The 19,116-nt window shown below is 72.0% G+C and carries 19 protein-coding genes and 1 riboswitch; of the genes, 7 read left to right on the top strand and 12 right to left on the bottom strand.

Going from position 1 to position 19,116, the window contains the following annotated elements; all coding sequences use genetic code 11:
- Positions 1–20: 20 nt before the first annotated feature.
- The 8 genes from AC3ANS_RS07945 to AC3ANS_RS07910 all read right to left on the bottom strand — a co-directional run bounded on the left by AC3ANS_RS07945 (position 21) and on the right by AC3ANS_RS07910 (position 7,690).
- Entirely contained in the window at positions 21–956 is a 936-nt protein-coding gene (locus tag AC3ANS_RS07945; RefSeq protein ID WP_488295614.1) for a C40 family peptidase, read from the bottom strand.
- A 60-nt stretch (positions 957–1,016) separates the two neighbouring features.
- Positions 1,017–1,175: riboswitch (cyclic di-AMP (ydaO/yuaA leader) on the bottom strand.
- A gap of 160 nt (positions 1,176–1,335) precedes the next feature.
- Positions 1,336–1,545, bottom strand: a complete 210-nt coding sequence (locus AC3ANS_RS07940; RefSeq protein WP_488295613.1) for a hypothetical protein — start codon at positions 1,543–1,545, stop codon at positions 1,336–1,338.
- A 1-nt stretch (position 1,546) separates the two neighbouring features.
- Positions 1,547–2,482, bottom strand: coding sequence for a hypothetical protein (locus AC3ANS_RS07935; protein WP_488295612.1), 936 nt, complete (start codon positions 2,480–2,482; stop codon positions 1,547–1,549).
- On the bottom strand, positions 2,479–3,192 hold the full coding sequence (locus AC3ANS_RS07930; protein ID WP_488295611.1) for a class I SAM-dependent methyltransferase: 714 nt from the start codon (positions 3,190–3,192) through the stop codon (positions 2,479–2,481). Before AC3ANS_RS07930 ends, AC3ANS_RS07935 begins: the two co-directional genes overlap by 4 nt.
- A complete protein-coding gene (locus AC3ANS_RS07925; protein WP_488295610.1) occupies positions 3,189–5,147 on the bottom strand; it encodes a hypothetical protein in 1,959 nt (652 codons plus the stop codon). Before AC3ANS_RS07925 ends, AC3ANS_RS07930 begins: the two co-directional genes overlap by 4 nt.
- Positions 5,144–6,064 carry a glycosyltransferase family 2 protein gene (locus AC3ANS_RS07920; RefSeq protein ID WP_488295609.1) on the bottom strand — a complete coding sequence of 307 codons (921 nt, stop codon included), beginning with the start codon at positions 6,062–6,064 and terminating at the stop codon, positions 5,144–5,146. The genes AC3ANS_RS07925 and AC3ANS_RS07920 overlap by 4 nt, the downstream gene beginning before the upstream one ends.
- Before the next feature lie 56 nt (positions 6,065–6,120).
- A complete protein-coding gene (locus tag AC3ANS_RS07915; RefSeq protein WP_488295608.1) occupies positions 6,121–7,404 on the bottom strand; it encodes an NYN domain-containing protein in 1,284 nt (427 codons plus the stop codon).
- Positions 7,405–7,414: 10 nt separating this feature from the next.
- Positions 7,415–7,690: a hypothetical protein gene (locus tag AC3ANS_RS07910; RefSeq protein WP_488295607.1), complete on the bottom strand. Its 276-nt coding sequence runs from the start codon at positions 7,688–7,690 to the stop codon at positions 7,415–7,417.
- Between the two features lie 134 nt (positions 7,691–7,824).
- Between AC3ANS_RS07910 and AC3ANS_RS07905 the strand changes: the two genes are divergently transcribed.
- Genes AC3ANS_RS07905 through AC3ANS_RS07895 form a run of 3 tightly spaced genes read left to right on the top strand, consistent with a single transcriptional unit; the run spans position 7,825 to position 10,568 of the window.
- Positions 7,825–9,633, top strand: a complete 1,809-nt coding sequence (locus tag AC3ANS_RS07905; protein ID WP_488295606.1) for a DEDD exonuclease domain-containing protein — start codon at positions 7,825–7,827, stop codon at positions 9,631–9,633.
- Between the two features lie 22 nt (positions 9,634–9,655).
- Positions 9,656–9,934 carry an Lrp/AsnC family transcriptional regulator gene (locus AC3ANS_RS07900; protein WP_488295605.1) on the top strand — a complete coding sequence of 93 codons (279 nt, stop codon included), beginning with the start codon at positions 9,656–9,658 and terminating at the stop codon, positions 9,932–9,934.
- Positions 9,935–9,941: 7 nt separating this feature from the next.
- Positions 9,942–10,568: a hypothetical protein gene (locus AC3ANS_RS07895; protein WP_488295604.1), complete on the top strand. Its 627-nt coding sequence runs from the start codon at positions 9,942–9,944 to the stop codon at positions 10,566–10,568.
- A 21-nt stretch (positions 10,569–10,589) separates the two neighbouring features.
- Here AC3ANS_RS07895 and trpD read toward each other — a convergent pair whose 3' ends face one another.
- The 3 genes from trpD to AC3ANS_RS07880 are packed head-to-tail and all read right to left on the bottom strand — an operon-like array spanning position 10,590 to position 13,015.
- On the bottom strand, positions 10,590–11,615 hold the full coding sequence (gene trpD, locus AC3ANS_RS07890) for an anthranilate phosphoribosyltransferase (RefSeq protein WP_488295603.1): 1,026 nt from the start codon (positions 11,613–11,615) through the stop codon (positions 10,590–10,592).
- A gap of 7 nt (positions 11,616–11,622) precedes the next feature.
- Positions 11,623–12,051, bottom strand: coding sequence for an Rv3143 family two-component system response regulator (locus AC3ANS_RS07885; RefSeq protein WP_488296457.1), 429 nt, complete (start codon positions 12,049–12,051; stop codon positions 11,623–11,625).
- 4 nt (positions 12,052–12,055) lie between these two features.
- Positions 12,056–13,015 (bottom strand): cytochrome c oxidase assembly protein, encoded by a 960-nt coding sequence (locus AC3ANS_RS07880; RefSeq protein WP_488295602.1) that lies wholly within the window; start codon positions 13,013–13,015, stop codon positions 12,056–12,058.
- Positions 13,016–13,078: 63 nt separating this feature from the next.
- On the opposite strand from AC3ANS_RS07880, the gene ctaE reads away from it, so the two are divergent.
- Genes ctaE through qcrB form a run of 4 tightly spaced genes read left to right on the top strand, consistent with a single transcriptional unit; the run spans position 13,079 to position 17,507 of the window.
- Positions 13,079–13,729 (top strand): aa3-type cytochrome oxidase subunit III, encoded by a 651-nt coding sequence (ctaE, locus tag AC3ANS_RS07875; RefSeq protein ID WP_488296456.1) that lies wholly within the window; start codon positions 13,079–13,081, stop codon positions 13,727–13,729.
- A 39-nt stretch (positions 13,730–13,768) separates the two neighbouring features.
- Entirely contained in the window at positions 13,769–14,650 is an 882-nt protein-coding gene (qcrC, locus tag AC3ANS_RS07870) for a cytochrome bc1 complex diheme cytochrome c subunit (protein WP_488295601.1), read from the top strand.
- Entirely contained in the window at positions 14,647–15,753 is a 1,107-nt protein-coding gene (qcrA, locus tag AC3ANS_RS07865) for a cytochrome bc1 complex Rieske iron-sulfur subunit (protein WP_488295600.1), read from the top strand. The genes qcrC and qcrA overlap by 4 nt, the downstream gene beginning before the upstream one ends.
- A gap of 2 nt (positions 15,754–15,755) precedes the next feature.
- The gene (qcrB, locus tag AC3ANS_RS07860; protein WP_488295599.1) at positions 15,756–17,507 is read left to right on the top strand and encodes a cytochrome bc1 complex cytochrome b subunit; all 1,752 of its coding nucleotides are present in this window, start codon (positions 15,756–15,758) and stop codon (positions 17,505–17,507) included.
- A gap of 318 nt (positions 17,508–17,825) precedes the next feature.
- Here the strand turns inward: qcrB and AC3ANS_RS07855 are convergent, their stop codons facing one another.
- A complete protein-coding gene (locus tag AC3ANS_RS07855; RefSeq protein ID WP_488295598.1) occupies positions 17,826–19,034 on the bottom strand; it encodes a L,D-transpeptidase in 1,209 nt (402 codons plus the stop codon).
- Positions 19,035–19,116: the final 82 nt, after the last annotated feature.

The following is a 19,116-nucleotide window of genomic DNA, read 5'->3' as shown; positions in this document are numbered from 1 at the left end:
GCTCACCAGTCGGCCGAGGATCAGCCGGGGCGGACCGCGCCGGAGTAGGGCATCGAGAACACGCTGGACACCGTGACGCCGGTGCCGGGGTTGGCCGCGTGGACGATCAGGCCGTTGCCGATGTACATGCCGACGTGGCTGATCGGGCTGTAGTAGAACACCAGGTCACCGGGCTGCAGGTCGCTGGAGGCGATGTGCGGACCGGAGCTGAACTGGGCGCTCGAGGAGTGCGGGAGCGCCACGCCGGCCTGGGCCCAGGCCATCATCGTGAGCCCGGAGCAGTCGAACGCGCTCGGCCCGGCAGCGCCGTAGACGTAGGCGTCGCCCACCTGAGCCAGGGCGTACTGGACCGCCGCGGCCGCGCGCCCCGAGGCGGGGACGTCGGAGGGGGCCCGGACCGTGCCGCGGGACAGGATGTCCTCGCGCTCCTGGGCCTTGAGGTCGGAGAGCAGCGACTTGGCGGCGGAGAGCTTCTCGTCGATCGTGGCCTTCTCGGTGGCCAGCTTCTTCTCGAGCTCGGCGACGTCACCGGCGCGCTTGCTGGTGGCGTCGCTGCGGATGTCGAGCGACTTCAGCTCGGTGGCGTAGTCGTCGAACAGCTGCGACTGCATGTCGTTGAAGGCCGACATCGTGGAGAGCTGGGAGAGGAAGGCCTGCGGGTCGTCGGAGACGACGACCTGGCCGACCGCGGTCAGGCTCTGGCCTTCGTACTGCCGGACCACGGAGTCCTGGACCTGCTCGCGCACGACCTGGAGCCGGGCGTCCTGGCGGTCCTGGTCCGCGCGCAGCGAGCCGAGGTCGCTCTGGAGGGCGTGGAGCTGGAGCTTGGCGTCGTTGTAGCGCTCGGAAGCCTGCTCCGCCTCGTGGTAGAGCCGGTCGACCCGGGCCTGGACGTCGGTGATGTCGGGCTGCGCCTGCGCGGGCGAGGAGGGCATGAGGCCCACCGCCGCGATCATGGCGCCACCGGACAAGATGGTGATCAGTCGCTTCCGGCCGTTCAGCACGAGCGGGCGCTCTCCCTTGCACGTCGTACGCCTACCGGGTGAGCTGACGGATTCGGGCACGACATTTGCCCTACGCCTCGAGAGGCGATTCACCCCAGGTGGTCCAGGACCACCGATGGTTCCCCGGCTCCCGGACCGGCGAACCGGTCCGAGACTCAGCGCGGTGGCCGCGCGGATCCGAATGATCCACACCCACGGCCACCTGAGCCACACACGTTAATGCGCCTCTCGGGCAGCGGCCAAGTTTCCGGGGATGTCGCCGTGAGTTTCTCGTCACGCGGGACCGATCTTTACCCGGGCAACGCCTCAGGAGTCACACGGGTCACATCCGTCACGCCGACTCGACCACGGGTGGACCGTCGACGGCCTGAACGAGACGCAACGGCGGGACCAGCCCGCCCTGGGCGAGGACGTCGAGGGCGCGGCGCCCGTCGTCGTCGAAGGTGAGCTCGGGCGGGGGCCCGAGCAGCACCGTCACCACGCAGTCGTGGCAGTGCAGACCCCGCACCTCGCAGGAGTCACAGTCGATTCGCGTCGTCATGTCAAGAACGGTCGCAGGGACCACCGACACCCGGACCCGACAGCGCCACCTGCCGGCGTGTCGCCCGGACCGCCAGCCACGAGCCCAGGGCCAGCAGCAGGTCGCCGCCGGTGTGCAGCACCCGGGTCAGGAGCGCCAGCGCCGTGGCGGTCGTGACCCCCGTGACCGGTGCCAGCAGCGCGATCAGCGTGACCTCGCGGGCGCCCACACCCGCTGGCGCGAGCACGACCACCACGCCCACGGCGTACGCCGTCGTGAACGCCCCGGCCGCGACCGGGAAGAGCGCGACCGACGGCTCGGGCGCCAGCGCCAGCACCGCCGCCGCGTAGCAGCTCCACGTCACTGCCATCAGGCCCACCAGCACGCCCACCCCGGGCAGCGAGAGCCGCAGCGCGCGCCCGCCGCCGGCGACCGCCGAGCCGGCCCGGTTGACGGCGTACGGCGTCAACCCGGCCGCGCAGACCGCGATCCCGCCGGCCACCAGCCACCACGGGACGCCGGGGTCCCAGGCCCCGCTGAGCGCGAACGACCCCGCCACGAGCCCCGAGGTGGCGAGGTTGAGCCACAGGAACGTCAGCGAGGTGCCGATCGTGACCCGCGCGGGCACGTCGAACCCGCGGGCCAGGCCGGCGTGCGCGCCCATCGACCACACAGAGCCCGGGATGTACTTGCCGAGCTGGCCGACGAAGAACACCGCCCGACCCTCCCCCGGCGGCAGCCGGTGGCCGTAGCCCGCGAGGAGCCGCAGCCACGCCACGCTGGTGACGAGCAGGCCCGCCACCACGAGCGCCGCCGCCACGGCCAGGCCGAGCGGCGACGTACGCCGGAGCACGTCCCCGAGCTCCTCGTGCTTGTCGTGCAGGCCCCACCACGCGAACCCGACCACCGCGGCCAGGAAGCAGCCGCGCAGCACGTCGATCCAGCGGCGGCGGCTCACGGCGCCTGCCCCAGGGTGATCAGCGCGGTGCGGGTCGGATAGGGCAGCGCCGGGGTGCGGCCGCGGGTCCAGCGCACCTCGGCCCGGGGGCCGAGCGCGGCGATCGCCTCCCGGTAGCGCGCCCGGTCGACGTTGTCGAACACCACCAGCCCGCCGTCGGCGAGCCGGTCGACCGCACGCTCCAGGCAGGCCTCGCGGGCCCGCCCGTCGACCACCACGAGGTCGAGCTCGCCGTCGACATCGTCGATCGCGTCGGCGTACGCCGTGAAGTCCAGGCCCTCGAAGCCCCGCTTGGCCGAGCGGACTCCGCCCGGGCCACGGCGTGGTTCCACCACCCGCAGGGACACGTTGTCCGCGTCGCGAGCGGCGAGGGCCGCGGCCGTGCGAGCCGCCCATCCCGGGTCGTGCTCGACGCTCACCACCGCACCGGCCCGTCCTGCCAGCCAGGCCGTCGAGGCACCCGAGCCCCATTCGAGCACGCGGGCGCCCGGGCGCTCGCGCAGGAACTCCTCGACCGCGTCCGCCGAGGCGAGCGTCCACCAGGGCACGTCCAGGTCGAGCATGTCGTCGAGGTCGTAGATCGAGAGCCACGAGCGCACCCACAGCGCGGTCCGCGAGCGCCGGGCGGCCAGGTCGAGGGGACCGAGCAGCCCGGTGACCTGGAGCAGCCGGCGCACGGCCCGCAGCGTCGCGACGTAGATCCTCTTCACCGGTCCTCCTCGGTCGCGTCGGAGACGCGCAGCGTCAGCAGCCGCAGGTCCCCGTCGGCATCGGTCACCCTGATCACGAGCCGGCCCTCGCCGTACGCCGAAGCCACGGCGGCCGGCACGTCGGCAGCGAAGTCGTCGCCGGTGCCGCCCACCTGGACGGACGAGCCGTTGACCTCCAGGGCGATGCCGGGTCGGCCCAGCGCGCTGCCGCGCAGCACCAGGTCGTGACCGAGCGCCCAGCCGGGCAGCACGAAACCCAGCCCGGCGCTGCGCTGCGCCAGCCCGATGCCCGGGTCGTCGTGGTGCACCGACCACCCGTCGAGCATCATGTCGCCGCCGGACCAGCCGTGGTCGAGGTCGAGACCGCCCGCGGGGTAGTCCTCGAGGACGAGGTCGCAGCGGGCGACGTAGGACATCGTGACCGTCCGCCACCACAGGTGCCGGGTCACGTCGGCCAGGCGGGTGCAGTTCGACCCGATCCGGTCGACGCCGCTGACCGTCGCGAGGAACTCGGTCGGGCCGGCGCTCCACGTGCCCTGCCGCTGGTCGTCGTAGGCCGCCAACGGCCCGACCACGTAGGTCGCGCAGTTCTCGCGACCGTCGTTGGACTCGCGCACGAAGACGCCGTCCTCGGTGTGCGGCTGGCACACCACGAAGCCGCCGCGCGGGATCGACGGCGCCAGCTCACGCACGCTCGTGCGCCAGTAGTCGGTCGGTAGGTCGTAGGTCGGCCACCGCTCCCCCACGTCGGGCGCGAGCGCCGCGGCCGGGATGCTCGAGTAGGCGTAGTTGTAGGGGAACAGCTGGACCTGGACGACCACCGGCGCCACGAGCGCGAGCGCCGCGAGCGACCAGCCCCGGCGGTGCGCGGCCACGGCCGCGATGCCGAGCGTCGCGAGCACGGCGAGCGCCGGGTAGGCGAACAGCAGCTGGCGCAGGCCGTTGTAGAGGTTCGAGCCCCGCGCGATCGACAGCAGCGGCAGGGCGAACGCCTGCAGCAGCACCACGACCAGCACGATGCGCGCCGGGTCGGCGCGGAGCCGGCGTACGGCGAGGACCGCGCCGAGACCGCCGAGCAGGAGCAGCAGCGTGGGGACCTCGGTGATCAGGAACGCCGGGACGTACCACCTGCTCCCGCTGGAGCCACCGAACTTCGAGGACTCCGACACCGAACCCGTCAGCGCCTCCCACGGCGTGCCGAACGGTGCCGGGTAGACGAGCGCGATCACACCGACGCCGACACCGATCGCCGTGACGACGGCCAGCGAGCGCGCGACCCGGTCGCCCCGCCCGAGCAGCAGAGCGGCCAGCGCCGCGAGGGCCAGGCCGGGCCAGATCCCGGGGCGGGTGCCGGCGGCCAGCACCACGCCGGCGGCCGCGGTCGCGGCTCCGGCGACCACCAGGCGACGCCGCCCGGCCACGGCGACCACCGCGAAGCCCAGCGACGCCAGCGTGTAGCCCGTCGAGACCGGCACGTCCTTGACGTTGAACATCGCGTGCCCGGTCCACGCCGGCATCGCGGCCAGCGCGGCCGCGGCGACCAGGCCCCAGCTCCACGACCGCAGCGCGAGCCGCGTCAGGGCCGCGACCGCGGCCAGTGCCGGGAGCGAGAGCAGGCCGACACCCAGGTGGCGCACGGCGTACGCCGTCGCGGTCGTCGACACCTCGCCGGCGCCGTCGACGCCCGTCAGCAGCCCCAGACCGTGCAGGAGCAGCATCGTCACCGGCGCGTAGACGTAGACGGTCCCCGCCCACGGACCGGGTGCGTCGCCGTGCAGGTCCTGGTCGAGGACGTACCACCCGGAGCTGCCGAGGTAGTTCCGCATCCTCAGCACGTGGTAGGTCTCGTCCCAGGACACCCCGATCCGCCAACCGCCCGCGAAGACCATCACGGTCGCGCAGGCCAGGACGGCCGCGGCCACGACGAGCAGAGGGCGGGGTACGCCAGCGGTCACGTGCGCTGGCCCAGGCCCCGGTTGCGCGCGTGCACGACCATCTCGGCGAGCAGACCGAACAGCGTGAGCTGCAACCCGGCCATGACCATCAGCACCCCGGCGATCAGCAGCGGCCGGTCGCCGATCGGCTCCCCGAGGGTCTTGACGACCGTCAGGTAGCCCAGCGTGAGGAAGCCGAGCAGCAGGCTGGCCATCCCGACGGCCCCGAACAGGTGGGAGGGGCGGTTCTCGTAGCTGAGCAGGAACCGCACCGTCAACAGGTCGGCGAACCCGCGCCAGAAGCGGGCCAGGCCGTACTTGCTCGACCCCGACATCCGGGCGTGGTGCTGCACCGGCACCTCGGAGACCCGGTGGCCCATGCCGTGGGCGATCACCGTCAGGTAGCGGTGCATCTCGCCGTACAGCATCGGCGAGACGTCCTCGGCGACCGCGGCGCGCATCGCCTTGTAGCCGGAGTTGAAGTCGCGGCCGGGTGCGCCCGAGAGGAGCCCGGTGGTCCGGTTGTAGACCCGGGAGGTCGTGCGCTTCACGAACCGGTCCTGGCGCACCAGCCGGGCTCCGGTGACCAGGTCCGCGCCGGCGTCGATGCGCTCGAGGAGCCGCTCCAGCTCGGCGGGGTCGTCCTGACCGTCGGCGTCCATCATCACGACCACGTCGGCGCCCCCGTCGAGCGCCCGCCGGAAGCCGCGCTGCAGCGCCGCGGCCTTGCCGAGGTTGTGGCGCAGCGTCTCGAGCTCGACCGAGGGGATCTCGGCCATCAGCGCCGCCATCACCTTCCCGGTGTCGTCGGTCGAGCCGTCGTCGACGACGAGCACGCGGCCCGACGGGTCGAACGTGGAGACCTCGGCGGCGATGCGCGGCACCAGCACGCGCAGGTTCTCGGCCTCGTCCAGCGCCGGTACGACGACCCACAACATGCGGCCAGCCTCGCGACGCCGGGTGAACGTGCCACGACGACGCCGCGACGAGGTCACTACGAGCGGGCGAGCAGCTCCACCAGCGCGGCGGGCGAGACCACCCGGGCGCCGCCGCGGGCCACGTCGTCGGCGACCGCCCGGTCGTCGGTGACCACGACGACCACCCGGCCGACCGGCTCGGCCGCCACCAGGTCACGCAGGACGTCGTCGGCGATCACCCCGCGCGGGCTGAACAGCACCTTGACCCCCCGCGGTGCGTGCACCGGCGGCCGGTGGTCGGAGTCGGCGGCGTCGAACACCACCGTGGTCTCGGCCCGGGTGCGGGCCACCACCGGCGCGAGCGCGGTCACGAGGCGGTTGCGCTGGGCCTCGAGCGGCGCGCTCGGCCACGCGGTCTTGGTGAGGTTGTAGCCGTCGACGAGCAGCCGGGCGCGGGGCATCGCGAGGTACTGCTCGAGCAGCGCCGCGCTCGAGGACCCCAGGGCGCCGGCGGAGCTGGGGTCGCGGCTGCCGGCGGCGGCGACGTCCGCCTCGACCCGGTCCCCGGGCGCCCCCGAGACCGTCGGCAGCGCGAGCTCGCGGCGCAGCCCGGTCGCGGCGTCGATCACGGTCTCCAGCAGCACCCGCGCCCGCAGCGTCGCGTCGTCGCGCTCCGATCGCGCCTCGCGACGGCCCCGGGCCGCCTCGGACTCGAAGCGCTCGACGAGCCCGCGCAACCGCCGGTTGTCCTTCTCCAGGGCCGCGCAGCGCTCCGCGGCCTCGGCCTCGGCGGCCTCGCGGGCGGTCGCGGCTTCCTCCGCCAGGCCGCGCGCCTCGCGCTCGGCGACCCGGGTGTCCCCCAGCTTGCGGCGCAACGCGGCGTTCTCGGCCTTGTACTCCTCGACCTGGGCCCGGTGCGCCGCCCGCAGGTCGCGCACGGCCTGCTCGGCATCGGCGAGCCGGGCACGCAACCGCTCGACCTCGCGGTCGGCACCCGTGGCCCGCTCGGGGGTGGCCGTCTCCGCGACCCGGCGTACGGCGTCGTCGACGCCCGCCGCCCAGCCCTCGGGGCGGGTCAGCCACAGCCGCGCCGCGCCGGCCGCCGGGTCGGCCTCGGGGTCGTCCGGCACCCGCGCGGCCACCTGGGTGCCGACCCGGGCCCGGAAGTCGTCGTCCGCGAGCGCGTCGGCGATCGCGGTGCCGCCCAGCCGGGCGCGCCGGGCGGGCGCGAAGTCGGCCACCCGGCGTACGGCGGCGGGCAGGCGCGGCACATCGGGCAGCGCATCGGCGGTGAGCGCGACGACGCGGGCGCGCACCGGCTCCGGGAGCTCGCCGAGCGAGCGGAGCACTGGATCGGTCACGGCTGGCTCGTCAGCCCGACCGGCTGTCGGAGCCGGCAGGCTCGCCCGCCGGCGCCGCGAGGTGTCTCGGCACGATCTCGATCGCGTCGGACCGGCCGCACCAGCGGCAGGTCACGGTGTCGACGGCCTCGGCGCGGACCTCGATCTCCTCGACCCGGTGGTCGCCGGCGAGGTCGAAGTGCCAGAACTCCGTGGTCCGGCGGCTCCGGGTGACGTCGAAGCGGGTGAGGTTGCCGCAGCCGGAGCAGCGCCAACGGTGACCGGCGTCGGGGATCCCGGGGGTCATCGCGCTCCTCTCCTGCTGGGCTCTCGGCGGTCGGGCCTGGTCCGGGCCTGGCCGGCCCGCTGAGAACACAGCCTATGCCTCCGACCCCGCGCGGCTCCCCAGGATTGTCGGCGCCCCGATCTAGCGTCGTCGACATGTCCACCACCCCGCGCAGCAGCGTCCGCGAGGCGCTCACCCGCTGGGAGTCGCAGCGCAGCTTCGACGAGCTCGGCCGCCCGCTGCGCGACATCACCTTCTGCGTGGTCGACCTGGAGACGACCGGTGGCTCGGCCGAGGGCGGGTCGATGATCACCGAGATCGGGGCGGTCAAGGTCCGCGGCGGCGAGGTGCTCGGCGAGTTCCAGACGCTGGTCAACCCGCGCACCGAGATCCCGGCGTTCATCGCGGTCCTCACCGGCATCAGCAACTCCATGGTCGCCGACGCGCCCCCGATCGAGTCGGCCCTCCCGGCGTTCCTCGAGTTCGCCGCCGGCACCGTGCTGGTCGCCCACAACGCGCCGTTCGACGTCGGCTTCCTGCGCCACTTCGCCGAGCAGCAGGGACGCCCGTGGCCGCGGTTCGAGGTGCTCGACACCGCCAAGCTGGCCCGCCGAGTCATCACCCGCGACGACGCCCCCAACTGCAAGCTGTCCTCGCTGGCCCGGGCGTTCGGGTCGACCACGACCCCCAACCACCGCGCGCTCTCCGACGCCCGGGCGACCGTCGACGTGCTCCACGGGCTGATGGAGCGGCTCGGGGGCGTCGGGGTCCACACGCTCGAGGAGCTGCAGACGTTCTCCTCGCGGGTCAGCTCCGCCCAGCGCCGCAAGCGCCACCTCGCCGAGGCGCTACCCCACGCCCCGGGCGTCTACCTGTTCCGCGACGACCGGTCCCGGGTGCTCTACGTCGGCACCTCCCGTGACCTGCGCACCCGCGTGCGCTCCTACTTCACCGCGTCGGAGACGCGGTCGCGGATGGGTGAGATGGTCGGCCTCGCCAGCACGGTCGACGGCATCGAGTGCGCGACTGCGCTCGAGGCCGAGGTCCGTGAGCTGCGGCTGATCGCCGAGCACAAGCCGAAGTACAACCGGCGCTCCCGGTTCCCCGAGAAGGTCCACTTCCTCAAGCTCACCCGGGAGCCGTGGCCGCGGCTCTCCCTGGTGCGCCGGGTGCTCGACGACGACGCCGACTACCTCGGCCCGTTCTCCTCGAAGAAGACGGCCGAGAAGTGCCTGGCCGCGCTGCACGAGACGTTCCCGGTGCGCCAGTGCTCCGACCGGCTCCCGCGCGACCCTTCCGGTTCCGGCGGGCGGGCGCCGTGCGTGCTGGCCGAGATGGGGCGCTGCCTGGCGCCGTGCGACGGCAGCGTCGACGAGTCGGCGTACGCCGCCGTCGTGCGCCAGCTGCGCGACTCCGTGCTGCGCCGTCCCGACGAGGTGGTCGAGACCATCAACGCCAAGATGGCCGCGCTGGCGGCCGACGAGCGCTTCGAGGAGGCCGGTCTCCACCGCGACCGCCTGGCCGCGTTCGTCCGGGCCGCAGCGCGCACCCAGCGCCTCTCCGCCCTCACCCGCTGTCCCGAGGTGGTGGCGGCCCGGCGCGAGGACGACGGGCGGTGGGCCGTCCACGTGGTCCGCCACGGCCGGCTCGCCGCGGCGGGCGTGATCCCCTCCGGGGCCGACGCCCACGCCTACCTCGCGACGCTGCGGCTCTCGGCCGAGACCGTCGCCGACGCGCCCGGCCCGATCCCGGCGGCGAGCGCCGAGGAGACCGAGAAGGTCCTGCGCTGGCTGGAGTCCCCCGGCATCCGGCTCATCGACGTCGACGGCGAGTGGAGCTGCCCCGTGGCGGGCGCGACCCGCCACCTCGCGATCCACGACGCGGTCAACCAGTCCCGCCTCTCGCTGGTGCCGTTCGGTGAGCGGAGCCGCACCCTGAGCACGGTCCACCAGCCCGCGCGGTGACCTCGGGCGATACAGTCCGGAGGTGATCACCGCCATCGTCTTCGTCAAGGCCGACGTCGCCCGGATCCCCGAGGTGGCCGAGGAGATCGCCGCCCTCGACGGGGTCAGCGAGGTCTACTCGGTCACCGGCCAGGTCGACCTGATCGCCCTGGTGCGGGTGCGCAACCACGAGGACGTCGCCGCGGTGGTCGCCGACAAGCTCAACAAGGTCGCCGGGGTCACCGCGACCGAGACCCACATCGCGTTCCGCACCTACTCCCGGCACGACCTCGAGTCGGCCTTCTCGCTCGGTCTGGACTGACCGGGTCGTGGACTGGTTCGGCGACCACTGGCTCGACATCGTCGGGTGGGGCGGCAGTGCCCTGCTGGTCTTCTCGCTCCTGCAGGCGCGGGTGCTGCGCTTCCGCATCCTCAACACGCTGGCCTGCGTCGTCCTGATCTTCTTCAACGCGATGATCGACGTGTGGCCGATGGCCGCGATGAACGTCGTGCTGTCCGCGATCAACATCTGGTTCATCCTCAAGCTGCGCGGCGAGCGCCACGACGAGGCCGTGTTCGACGTCCTCGAGGTCGGCCCCGACGACGGCTACCTCCGGCACGTGCTGGCGGGGCACCGCGAGGACATCCTGCGTTACCAGCCCGACTTCGCCTGGCAGCCCGGCGAGGGCGACGACCACGCGTTCATCGTGATGAAGGGCGACGAGACCGTCGGGGTGGTCGTGCTGCGTCGCGAGGGTGACGTCGCGCAGATCCGGCTCGACTACGTCACCCCGCGCTACCGCGACTTCACCCCGGGCGAGTTCGTCTGGCGGCGCAGCGGCATGCTCACCGCCCTGGGCGTCCGCCAGGTGTCGACCCCGCCCAACATGGTCAGTGCCTACTACGACCACGTCGGCTTCCGCCGGGCCGGCGAGGCGTACGTCCTCGACGTCTGAGGTCCGGCGTCCGGCCGCCGGTCAGCCGGCGGTGGCCGCGATCCAGCGGTCGAGCGCGGCCCGGGCGGCGCCCGTGTCGATGGCCTCCGCGGCCCGCGCGATGCTGACGCTCAACGCGTCGATCGGCTCGACGTCCGGCGTGTCGTGGACCGCGAGAGCGGCGCCCGCGTTGAGCAGCACCGCGTCGCGGACCGGTCCGGTCCGCCCGTCGAGGACCCGGCGCACCACGTCGGCGTTGAAGGCAGCGTCGCCACCGCGCAGCGCCTCCGCGCTCGCCCGGGCGAGACCGAGGTCCGCCGGGTCGAGGACCGACTCGGTGACGACTCCGTCGTGCACGCGCCAGACGACCGAGGTGGTGGTCGTCGTCAGCTCGTCGAGCCCGTCGTCGCCGCGGAACACCCACGCGTCGACGCCGCGGCGCGCGAACACGCCCGCCATCGTGGCGAGCTGACCGTCGTACGCGCAGCCGATGGCCTGGGCGCTCGGCCGAGCCGGGTTGGCGAGCGGGCCCAGCAGGTTGAAGGTGGTGCCGATGCCGAGCTCTCGCCGGGGTACGGCGGCGTGGCGCAGGGCGGGATGGAACGCCGAGGCGAAGCAGAACGTGATGCCGGCCTCCTCGGCGACCGCGGCGACGCGGTCGGGCGGGAGGTCGAGCCGGACCCCGAGGGTCTCCAGCACGTCGGCCGTCCCCGCCTGCGAGGACGCCGACCGGTTGCCGTGCTTGACGACCCGGGCGCCGGCGCCGGCAGCCACGATCGCGGACATCGTGGAGATGTTGACCGACATCGAGCGGTCGCCGCCGGTGCCCACCACGTCGAGGGTCCGGCCCGGCACCGTGATCGGGGTCGCGACGGCATACATCGCCTCGACCAGGCCGAGGACCTCGTCGATCGTCTCGCCCTTGGCGCGCAACGCAACGGCGAAGCCGGCGACCTGGGCCGAGCTGGCCTCCCCGGAGAGGATCTCCCCCATCGCCCACGCGGTCTGCGCCGCGGTGAGGTCGGTCCCGGCGACGAGCGCGCCGAGGACCTCCGGCCAGGCCGTCATCGGGCGGTCACGTGCGCGCTGGCACGTGCGGGCGGAGCAGCGAGACGACGGTCTCGGCCAGCTGGATCGGGTCCAGCGGGTGGGGTACGGCGGCCTCGGCCCGCGACCAGGTCGCGAGCCAGGCGTCCTGCGGCCGGCCGGTGAGCACCACGATCGGCGGGCACTGGTAGATCTCGTCCTTGAGCTGCTTGGCGATGCCCATGCCTCCGGCGGGGACCGCCTCGCCGTCGAGGATCACCAGGTCCAGACCACCGGCGTCGAGGTTCGCGATCACGACCGGCTCGGTGGCGACCTCGACGTACTCGACCTCGGGCAGGTCGGGGTGGGGCCGGCGGCCGAGCGCCAGGATGACCTGCTGCCGGATGTTCACGTCGTCGCTGTAGACCAGCACCCGCAGGGCGGTCCGGTGGGAGGTCGAGTCGGTCACGCCCGCGATGCTACTAGGGCCCGCTCCCGGGAGTTGCGGCGTCCCCGGATGCGGCCCGCTCCCGCGCCTCCAGCAGGTCGAGACGCCGGTCCTCGCGGGCCGCCTCCTTGATCGAGGAGCGCACCCACTGGGTGAACAGCGCGGCGAAGAGCGCCAGCGCGACGAGGTCGCCCGAGCCCCACAGGATGCCGCCGGCCAGGTGCTGGTCGTCGGCCGGATCTGGCAGCCACGCGCCCATCGGGCCGGCGTGGAGGTCGGGGTAGTACGTCCCGCCGAGGAGCTCCTCCTGGCCCATGATCGTCACGCCGAGGAAGGCGTGGAACGGCAGCGTCAGCACGACCAGCAGCATCCGGAACGGGTAGGCGACCCGCCCGGGCACTGGGTCGATGCCGAGGATCGGCCAGAAGAACAGCGCTCCGACCAGCACCAGGTGGATGTGCATCATCTCGTGCAGGTACGTCGAGTGCAGCGTGGCGGGGTACCAGCCGGAGAAGTACAGCGCCCACGGCGAGACGACGTACAGCGTGAACGTCAGCGGCGGGAACGACAGCACTTTCGCGACGCGCGAGTGCAGGACCACCAGCAGCCACCGCCGGGGACGAGGCGGGAGGGTGCGCAGCGCGAGCGTGACCGGGGCGCCGAGCGCGAGCGCCATCGGCACCAGCATCGAGAGCACCATGTGCTGGACCATGTGGACGCTGAGCAGCGTGAGGTCGTACGTCGCGAGCCCCGAGGCGGTCGCGACCACGAACGAGCCCATCCCGAGCCCGACGAACGCCAGTGTCCGCCCGATCGGCCAGTGGTCGCCGCGTCGGCGCAGGACCACGGTCCCGTACACGTAGAGACCGGCGACCCAGACCGTCAGGACGAACGACACTGGCTCCAGCGACCACTGGGTGAAGATGCTGGTGGCAGTGAACCGGGGTAGGTCGCCGGCGCTCTCGAGGAGCGTCACGACCGCTGGTTGGAGCACGGTCTGCACTCTAGGACCATCCAACACGGGCCCCCCGGGGTGCCCTCCTGCCCGAGTCACGACATAATGACGCCCGTGGCGACTGCAACCGCGATTCCGGCATCCCGTCTGCACGGGCACCACGACCGTCCGAGCATGGTCAGCGTGGGGACGATCATCTGGCTCTCGAGCGAGCTGATGTTCTTCGCGGCGCTGTTCGCGTCGTACTTCACGATCCGGGCCGTCAGCCCCGATCTGTGGGCTCACAACACCGACAAGCTGAACGTCCCGTTCGCGTCGGTGAACACCACGATCCTGGTCCTCTCCTCGCTCACCTGCCAGCTCGGCGTGTTCGCAGCCGAGCGCGGCCAGGTCGGGCGCACCGGCTCCGTGCTCAACGTGCGCGGCTGGGGGCTGCGCGAGTGGTTCGTGCTGACCTACCTCATGGGCGCGGTCTTCATCGGCGGCCAGGCCACCGAGTACGCCGCACTGGTCCGCGAGGGCGTGACCATCCAGGACTCGGCGTACGGCACGATGTTCTACCTCACCACCGGCTTCCACGGCCTGCACGTGACCGGTGGCCTGATCGCCTTCCTCTTCGTCCTCGGCCGGACCTTCGTGGCGCGCAAGTTCACCCATGAGCAGGCCGTGAGCGCGATCGTCGTCTCCTACTACTGGCACTTCGTCGACGTGGTGTGGATCGGCCTGTTCGCGACCATCTACCTCGTCCAGTAGTCCCCGCCCCGCAGACCGACCGATCGCAAGGACTGAATTGTGCGTCTCCTGAACCGCTCCGCAGGTCGCCTCTCACGGCACCGCCGCGGACCGCTCGCCGGCCTCGCCGTCGTGTTGCTGGGTCTCCTCCTCACCGGCGGCCTCTACACCGTGTTCTCCCCCGCCCAGGCGGGCCCGGCTGCCTCCAGCGAGGAGCAGATCGCCCAGGGGCGTCAGCTGTTCCTGGTCAGCTGCTCGTTCTGCCACGGCCAGAACGGCGAGGGCATGCGCACCCAGGCCGGTGACGGCAACGACACCCAGTTCGGTCCGTCCCTGGTCGGTGTCGGCGCGGCCGCCGTCGACTTCCAGGTGAGCACCGGCCGGATGCCGATGGCGCGCCCGAGCGCTCAGGCGCCGCGCAAGCCGGAGACGTTCAACGAGGACGAGATCGCCGCGCTGGCGGCGTACGTCGCCTCGCTCGGCCCCGGCCCGGCCATCCCCGCGGAGAGCGACTACAGCATCGACGGCCTCTCCGACCAGGAGCGCCAGCAGGCGATCACCAACGGTGGCCAGATCTTCTTGACCAACTGCACCGCCTGCCACAACTTCGAGGGCTCCGGCGGCGCCATGCCCCGTGGCGGTGCCGCACCCCAGATCCGTGGGGTCAACCCCCGCTACATCTACGAGGCGATGCTGACCGGTCCGCAGCAGATGCCGAACTTCTCCAACGGCAACCTGTCGCCCGAGGAGAAGCGCGACGTGATCGCCTACCTCGGCTCGCTGGAGGACATGCCCGACTACGGCGGCTTCGGCCTCGGCGGCCTGGGCCCGGTCCCCGAGGGCCTCGCCGCGTGGCTGCTCGGCATCGGTTCGCTGGTGGGCGCCGCGGTCTGGATCGCCGCCCACACGACTCGCTCGACGAAGAAGAAGGTGGAGGCGTGACCGAGAGCCACGACCACGGACCCGGCAACGAGCACTCCCACGAGCTCGTGAACGTCCCCGACGAGACCGTCGTCAACGACCTCTACGCCAACCCGGGCCTGCCCGAGCACCAGTGGCGTCCCACCGACGTCGACGCGCACGCCGAGAAGCGTGCCGAGCGCCAGGTGGCCACGCTCTTCGGCCTCTCGGCGGTCTGCACGATCCTGCTGCTGGTCTCCTACTTCGCCTTCGACATCGGTGACGACCCCGACGTGGTCGGCGGGTTCGGTGCCTCCAACCTCTTCATCGGGCTCTCCCTGGCCGGCGCGCTGCTGTTCATCGGCACCGGCATCATCCAGTGGGCACGCAAGCTGATGGCCGACCACGAGATCATCGAGGACCGCCACCCGGCGGCCTCGTCGGCCGAGGACCGCGAGGCCACGATCGCCGCGCTGAACGCCGGCCTCGAGGAGTCCGGCATCGGTCGCCGCCCGCTGGTGCGCAACTCACTGCTCGGCGCCGTCGGCCTGCTCGGCCTGCCCGCCGTCGTGATGCTCCGCGACCTCGGCCCGACGCCCAACCAGGTCAAGAACGCCCAGGACTACCCCGGCGCCGGCATCGAGAACACCATCTGGAAGAAGGGCATGCGCGTCGTCCGCGACGTCGTCGGCACCCCGATCCGTCCCGGTGACCTCCAGCTCGGCGACCTCGTCAACGCCGAGCCCGAGGGGATCTTCAAGAGCCCGGTCGACGGCGAGCCCCTGGAGGGCCTGGCCCTGCAGGTCAACAAGTCCAAGGGCGCGGTCGTCGTCGTACGCATGGAGCCCGACGAGATCACCCCCGGCAAGGGCCGGGAGAACTGGTCGGTCGACGGCATCGTCTGCTACTCCAAGATCTGCACCCACGTCGGCTGCCCGATCTCGCTGTACGAGCGCACCACCCACCACCTGCTCTGCCCCTGCCACCAGTCGACGTTCGACCTGGCCGACTCGGCCAAGGTCGTCTTCGGCCCGGCGGCGCGGCCGTTGCCCCAGCTGCCGCTCGAGGTCGACTCCGAGGGCTACCTGGTGGCGAGCGACGCATTCGACGAACCTGTGGGACCGAGCTTCTGGGAGCGTGGCTGATCATGGACACCACCAAGGTCGCCAAGACCAACGCCACGACGGCGGCGACCGTGAAGAAGCCCAACCGGGCCGGCGCGGTCGCGGGCTGGGCCGACGAGCGGCTCGGCCTCGCCACCGCCATGAAGAAGAACCTGCGCAAGGTCTTCCCCGACCACTGGTCGTTCATGCTCGGCGAGATCGCGCTCTGGAGCTTCGTCGTCCTGCTGCTCACCGGCGTGTTCCTCACGCTGTGGTTCACCCCCAGCATGGGCGAGGTCCAGTACAACGGCTCCTACGACCAGCTGCGCGGCATCCACATGTCCGAGGCCTACGCCTCGAGCCTGCGGCTGTCCTTCGACGTCCGCGGCGGTCTCCTGATGCGCCAGATGCACCACTGGGCCGCGATGCTGTTCGTCGCCTCGATGATGGTGCACCTGCTGCGCGTCTGGTTCACCGGCGCCTACCGCAAGCCCCGTGAGCTCAACTGGGTGATCGGCTGCCTGCTGCTGATCCTCGGCACGCTGGAGGGCTTCACCGGATACTCCCTGCCCGATGACCTGCTCTCCGGCACCGGCATCCGCGCCGCCGACGGCTTCGTCAAGGCGACCCCGGTGGTCGGCACCTACATGTCGTTCTTCATGTTCGGCGGCGAGTTCCCGGGTGAGTCGATCATCCCGCGGCTCTACACCGTCCACGTGCTGCTCATCCCCGGCCTGCTGCTGGCGCTGATCGCGGCCCACATGCTGCTGCTCGTCTACCACAAGCACACCCAGTGGCCCGGTCCCGGCCGCACCGAGAAGAACGTCGTGGGCTTCCCGATGCTCCCGGTGTACGCCGCGAAGGCGGGCGGGTTCTTCTTCATCGTCTTCGGCGTCACCGCGCTGATGGGGGCACTGCTCTCGATCAACCCGGTGTGGAAGTACGGCCCCTACGACCCGTCCAAGGTCACCGCGGGCTCCCAGCCCGACTGGTACATGGGCTGGCCCGACGGCGCGCTGCGGATCATGCCCGGCCTCGAGTCCCACTTCTGGGGGGTCACGATCAGCTGGAACGTGATGCTGCCGATCCTGATCCTGCCGGTCGTGATGTTCACGATCCTGCTCCTGCTGCCGTTCCTGGACGCCTGGATCACCGGCGACAAGCGTGACCACCACCTGCTGGAGCGGCCGCGCAACGCCCCGACCCGGACGGCGCTGATGGTCGCGCTGATGACGATGTACGGGCTGTTCTGGATCGCCGGCGGCAACGACATCATCGCGATCCGGCTGCACGCGAGCATCAACCAGATCACCTACTTCCTGCGGGTCGCGGTGTTCGTGGGCCCGGTGATCGCGTTCGTGGTCACTCGGCGCTGGTGCATCTCGTTGCAGCGCAAGGACAACGAGACGCTGCTGCACGGCTACGAGACCGGCATCATCATGCGCTCGGCCGAGGGCGGCTACTCCGAGAAGCACCTGCCGCTGCCGGCGTCGCGTGCCTACTCGCTGGCCGCGCGTGACCGGGACCCGGAGGTCGACGTCCCCACCCACGAGGAGGTCGACGCCAACGGCATCCCGGCCCCGACCGGTGGTCGGCTCGCCGGGCTGCGCCACCGCCTGCGGACCGTCTGGTACGCCGACAACGTGCAGAAGCCCACCCCGGCCGAGCTCGAGGCCGGCCACCACCACGCGGAGCACGAGCACGAGCTCCAGGCGCCGGTGGAGGGCCACGCCGCGGACGGCCACCAGTTCGACGGCCACCACGCGGTCGACGACGAGCACCTGCGCTCGCACTGAGCACAGCGCGTCCGCGGACACGCTGGTAGCACACGAAGGCCGCCCACTCCCCCAGGGAGTCGGGCGGCCTTCGTTCATCCACCGCCCAGTCGGCGCAACTGCACACCCACCACCGCCGAGTCGGCGCAACCGCACACCCACCACCGCCGAGTCGGCGCAACTGCACGCCCACCACCGCCGAGTCGGCGCAACTGCACGCCCACAAGGTCGTACTCGCGCTTCCTCAGCGTGCAGACGCGCCGGCTCGAGCCTCCTCAGCGTGCAGACGCGCCGACTCGAGCCTCCACCAGCGTGCAGACGCGCCGACTCGGCGGCAGATCAGCTCAGGGCGGAGCCCTGGCGGTACTGCTGGAAGGACTCGTTCCAGTCGCCGTAGCCGTTGGTGAGGGTCATGGGACGGTCGGTGCCGGTGTACTCGACGACGTCACCGCGCCGGGACATGGCGTAGAGCCAGCCGGCGTTGTCGGTGCTCATGCCGGTGCAGCCGTGGGAGACGTTGGCGTAGCCCTGCGAGCCCACCGACCACGGCGCGGCGTGGATGAACTCACCGGAGTAGGTGACCCGCATGGCCCACTGGACGTTGTCGATGTCGTAGGCGTCGGCACTGCCGGCGGGGATGCCCACGGTCTCGGAGTTCATCCGCTTGCTGGCGAACTTCTCGATGATGACCTTCACTCCGGAGCGGGTCGTGAAGCCCGGCTTGCCGGTGGTGATCGGGATGGTGCGCAGCAGCTTGCCGTTGCTGAACACCTTCATCTGGTCGGTCTGGGCGTTGACCCGGTAGATGTGGGCGTCGCCGACGTGGAAGTCGAGCTTGCGGCTCTCCTGGCCGAAGATCCCGTTGCCGGCCGAGACAGAGTTGACGTCGATGTCGACGTGGACGTCGGTCCCGGCCTTCCAGTACGCCTTGGGGCGCCAGTGCGCCTCCGTGTCGCTGATCCAGTGCCACGCGCCCGGCTGGCTGGGCGTGGAGGTGACCTGCATGTGCTTCTCGAAGGACGCCTTGTCGGTGACGGGGACGTCGAAGGTGACGATCACCGGCATCCCGACGCCGACGGTCTCTCCGGCCAGCGGCGCCACCGAGGGGTAGGTCTGCTGGTCCAGGGTGAGGTCCTGGGTCGAGAACCGCGCGGTCCGGCTGACCTGGGTGCCGTCGGTCTTCTTCGCCACCGTCGTCATCGTGTACGACGTGCCGGGCTCGAGCCGCGCGGAGGCGACCCAGCGGCTGCCGTCCGACTCGATCTGGCCGGGTACGTCGCCGTTGGGCGAGGTGACCGCGACGGAGTCGATCGACCCGCCGGTCGCCTGCACCGAGAGCTCCTGGTCGACAGGGACACCCGTGGCGCCCTTGTGCACGCTCGAGACGATCTTGAGCGGCACCGCAATCTCAGACGCGGAGCTGCTCGGGTCGTCGGCACCCACGGCAGAGGCGCCCGGGACGTCGTTGGACTGGCAGGCCGAGAGTGTCAGCGCAGCAGCCAGCGCGAAGGAGGCTAGCGCGCCGGAGCGCAGACGACTCTGGAACATGCTGGAACTCCCCGTGACGAGCGTGCGTGTGGTCCTGCGACCAGCCTAACCGGCGACCCCCACCTCACCGATTCGACGCGGC

The organism is Nocardia sp. 149-1B (assembly GCF_057747975.1).
The sequence above is the reverse complement of the archived record's forward strand: the minus strand, read 5'-3'. Positions and strand labels throughout refer to the sequence as shown.

Coding starts and splice junctions, on each gene's coding strand:
- AC3ANS_RS07945 (WP_488295614.1), bottom strand. CDS start 956: ATGATCGCGGCGGTGGGCCTCATGCCCTCCTCGCCCGCGCAGGCGCAG.
- AC3ANS_RS07940 (WP_488295613.1), bottom strand. CDS start 1,545: ATGACGACGCGAATCGACTGTGACTCCTGCGAGGTGCGGGGTCTGCAC.
- AC3ANS_RS07920 (WP_488295609.1), bottom strand. CDS start 6,064: ATGTTGTGGGTCGTCGTACCGGCGCTGGACGAGGCCGAGAACCTGCGC.
- AC3ANS_RS07910 (WP_488295607.1), bottom strand. CDS start 7,690: ATGACCCCCGGGATCCCCGACGCCGGTCACCGTTGGCGCTGCTCCGGC.
- AC3ANS_RS07905 (WP_488295606.1), top strand. CDS start 7,825: ATGTCCACCACCCCGCGCAGCAGCGTCCGCGAGGCGCTCACCCGCTGG.
- trpD (WP_488295603.1), bottom strand. CDS start 11,615: ATGACGGCCTGGCCGGAGGTCCTCGGCGCGCTCGTCGCCGGGACCGAC.
- qcrB (WP_488295599.1), top strand. CDS start 15,756: ATGGACACCACCAAGGTCGCCAAGACCAACGCCACGACGGCGGCGACC.
- AC3ANS_RS07855 (WP_488295598.1), bottom strand. CDS start 19,034: ATGTTCCAGAGTCGTCTGCGCTCCGGCGCGCTAGCCTCCTTCGCGCTG.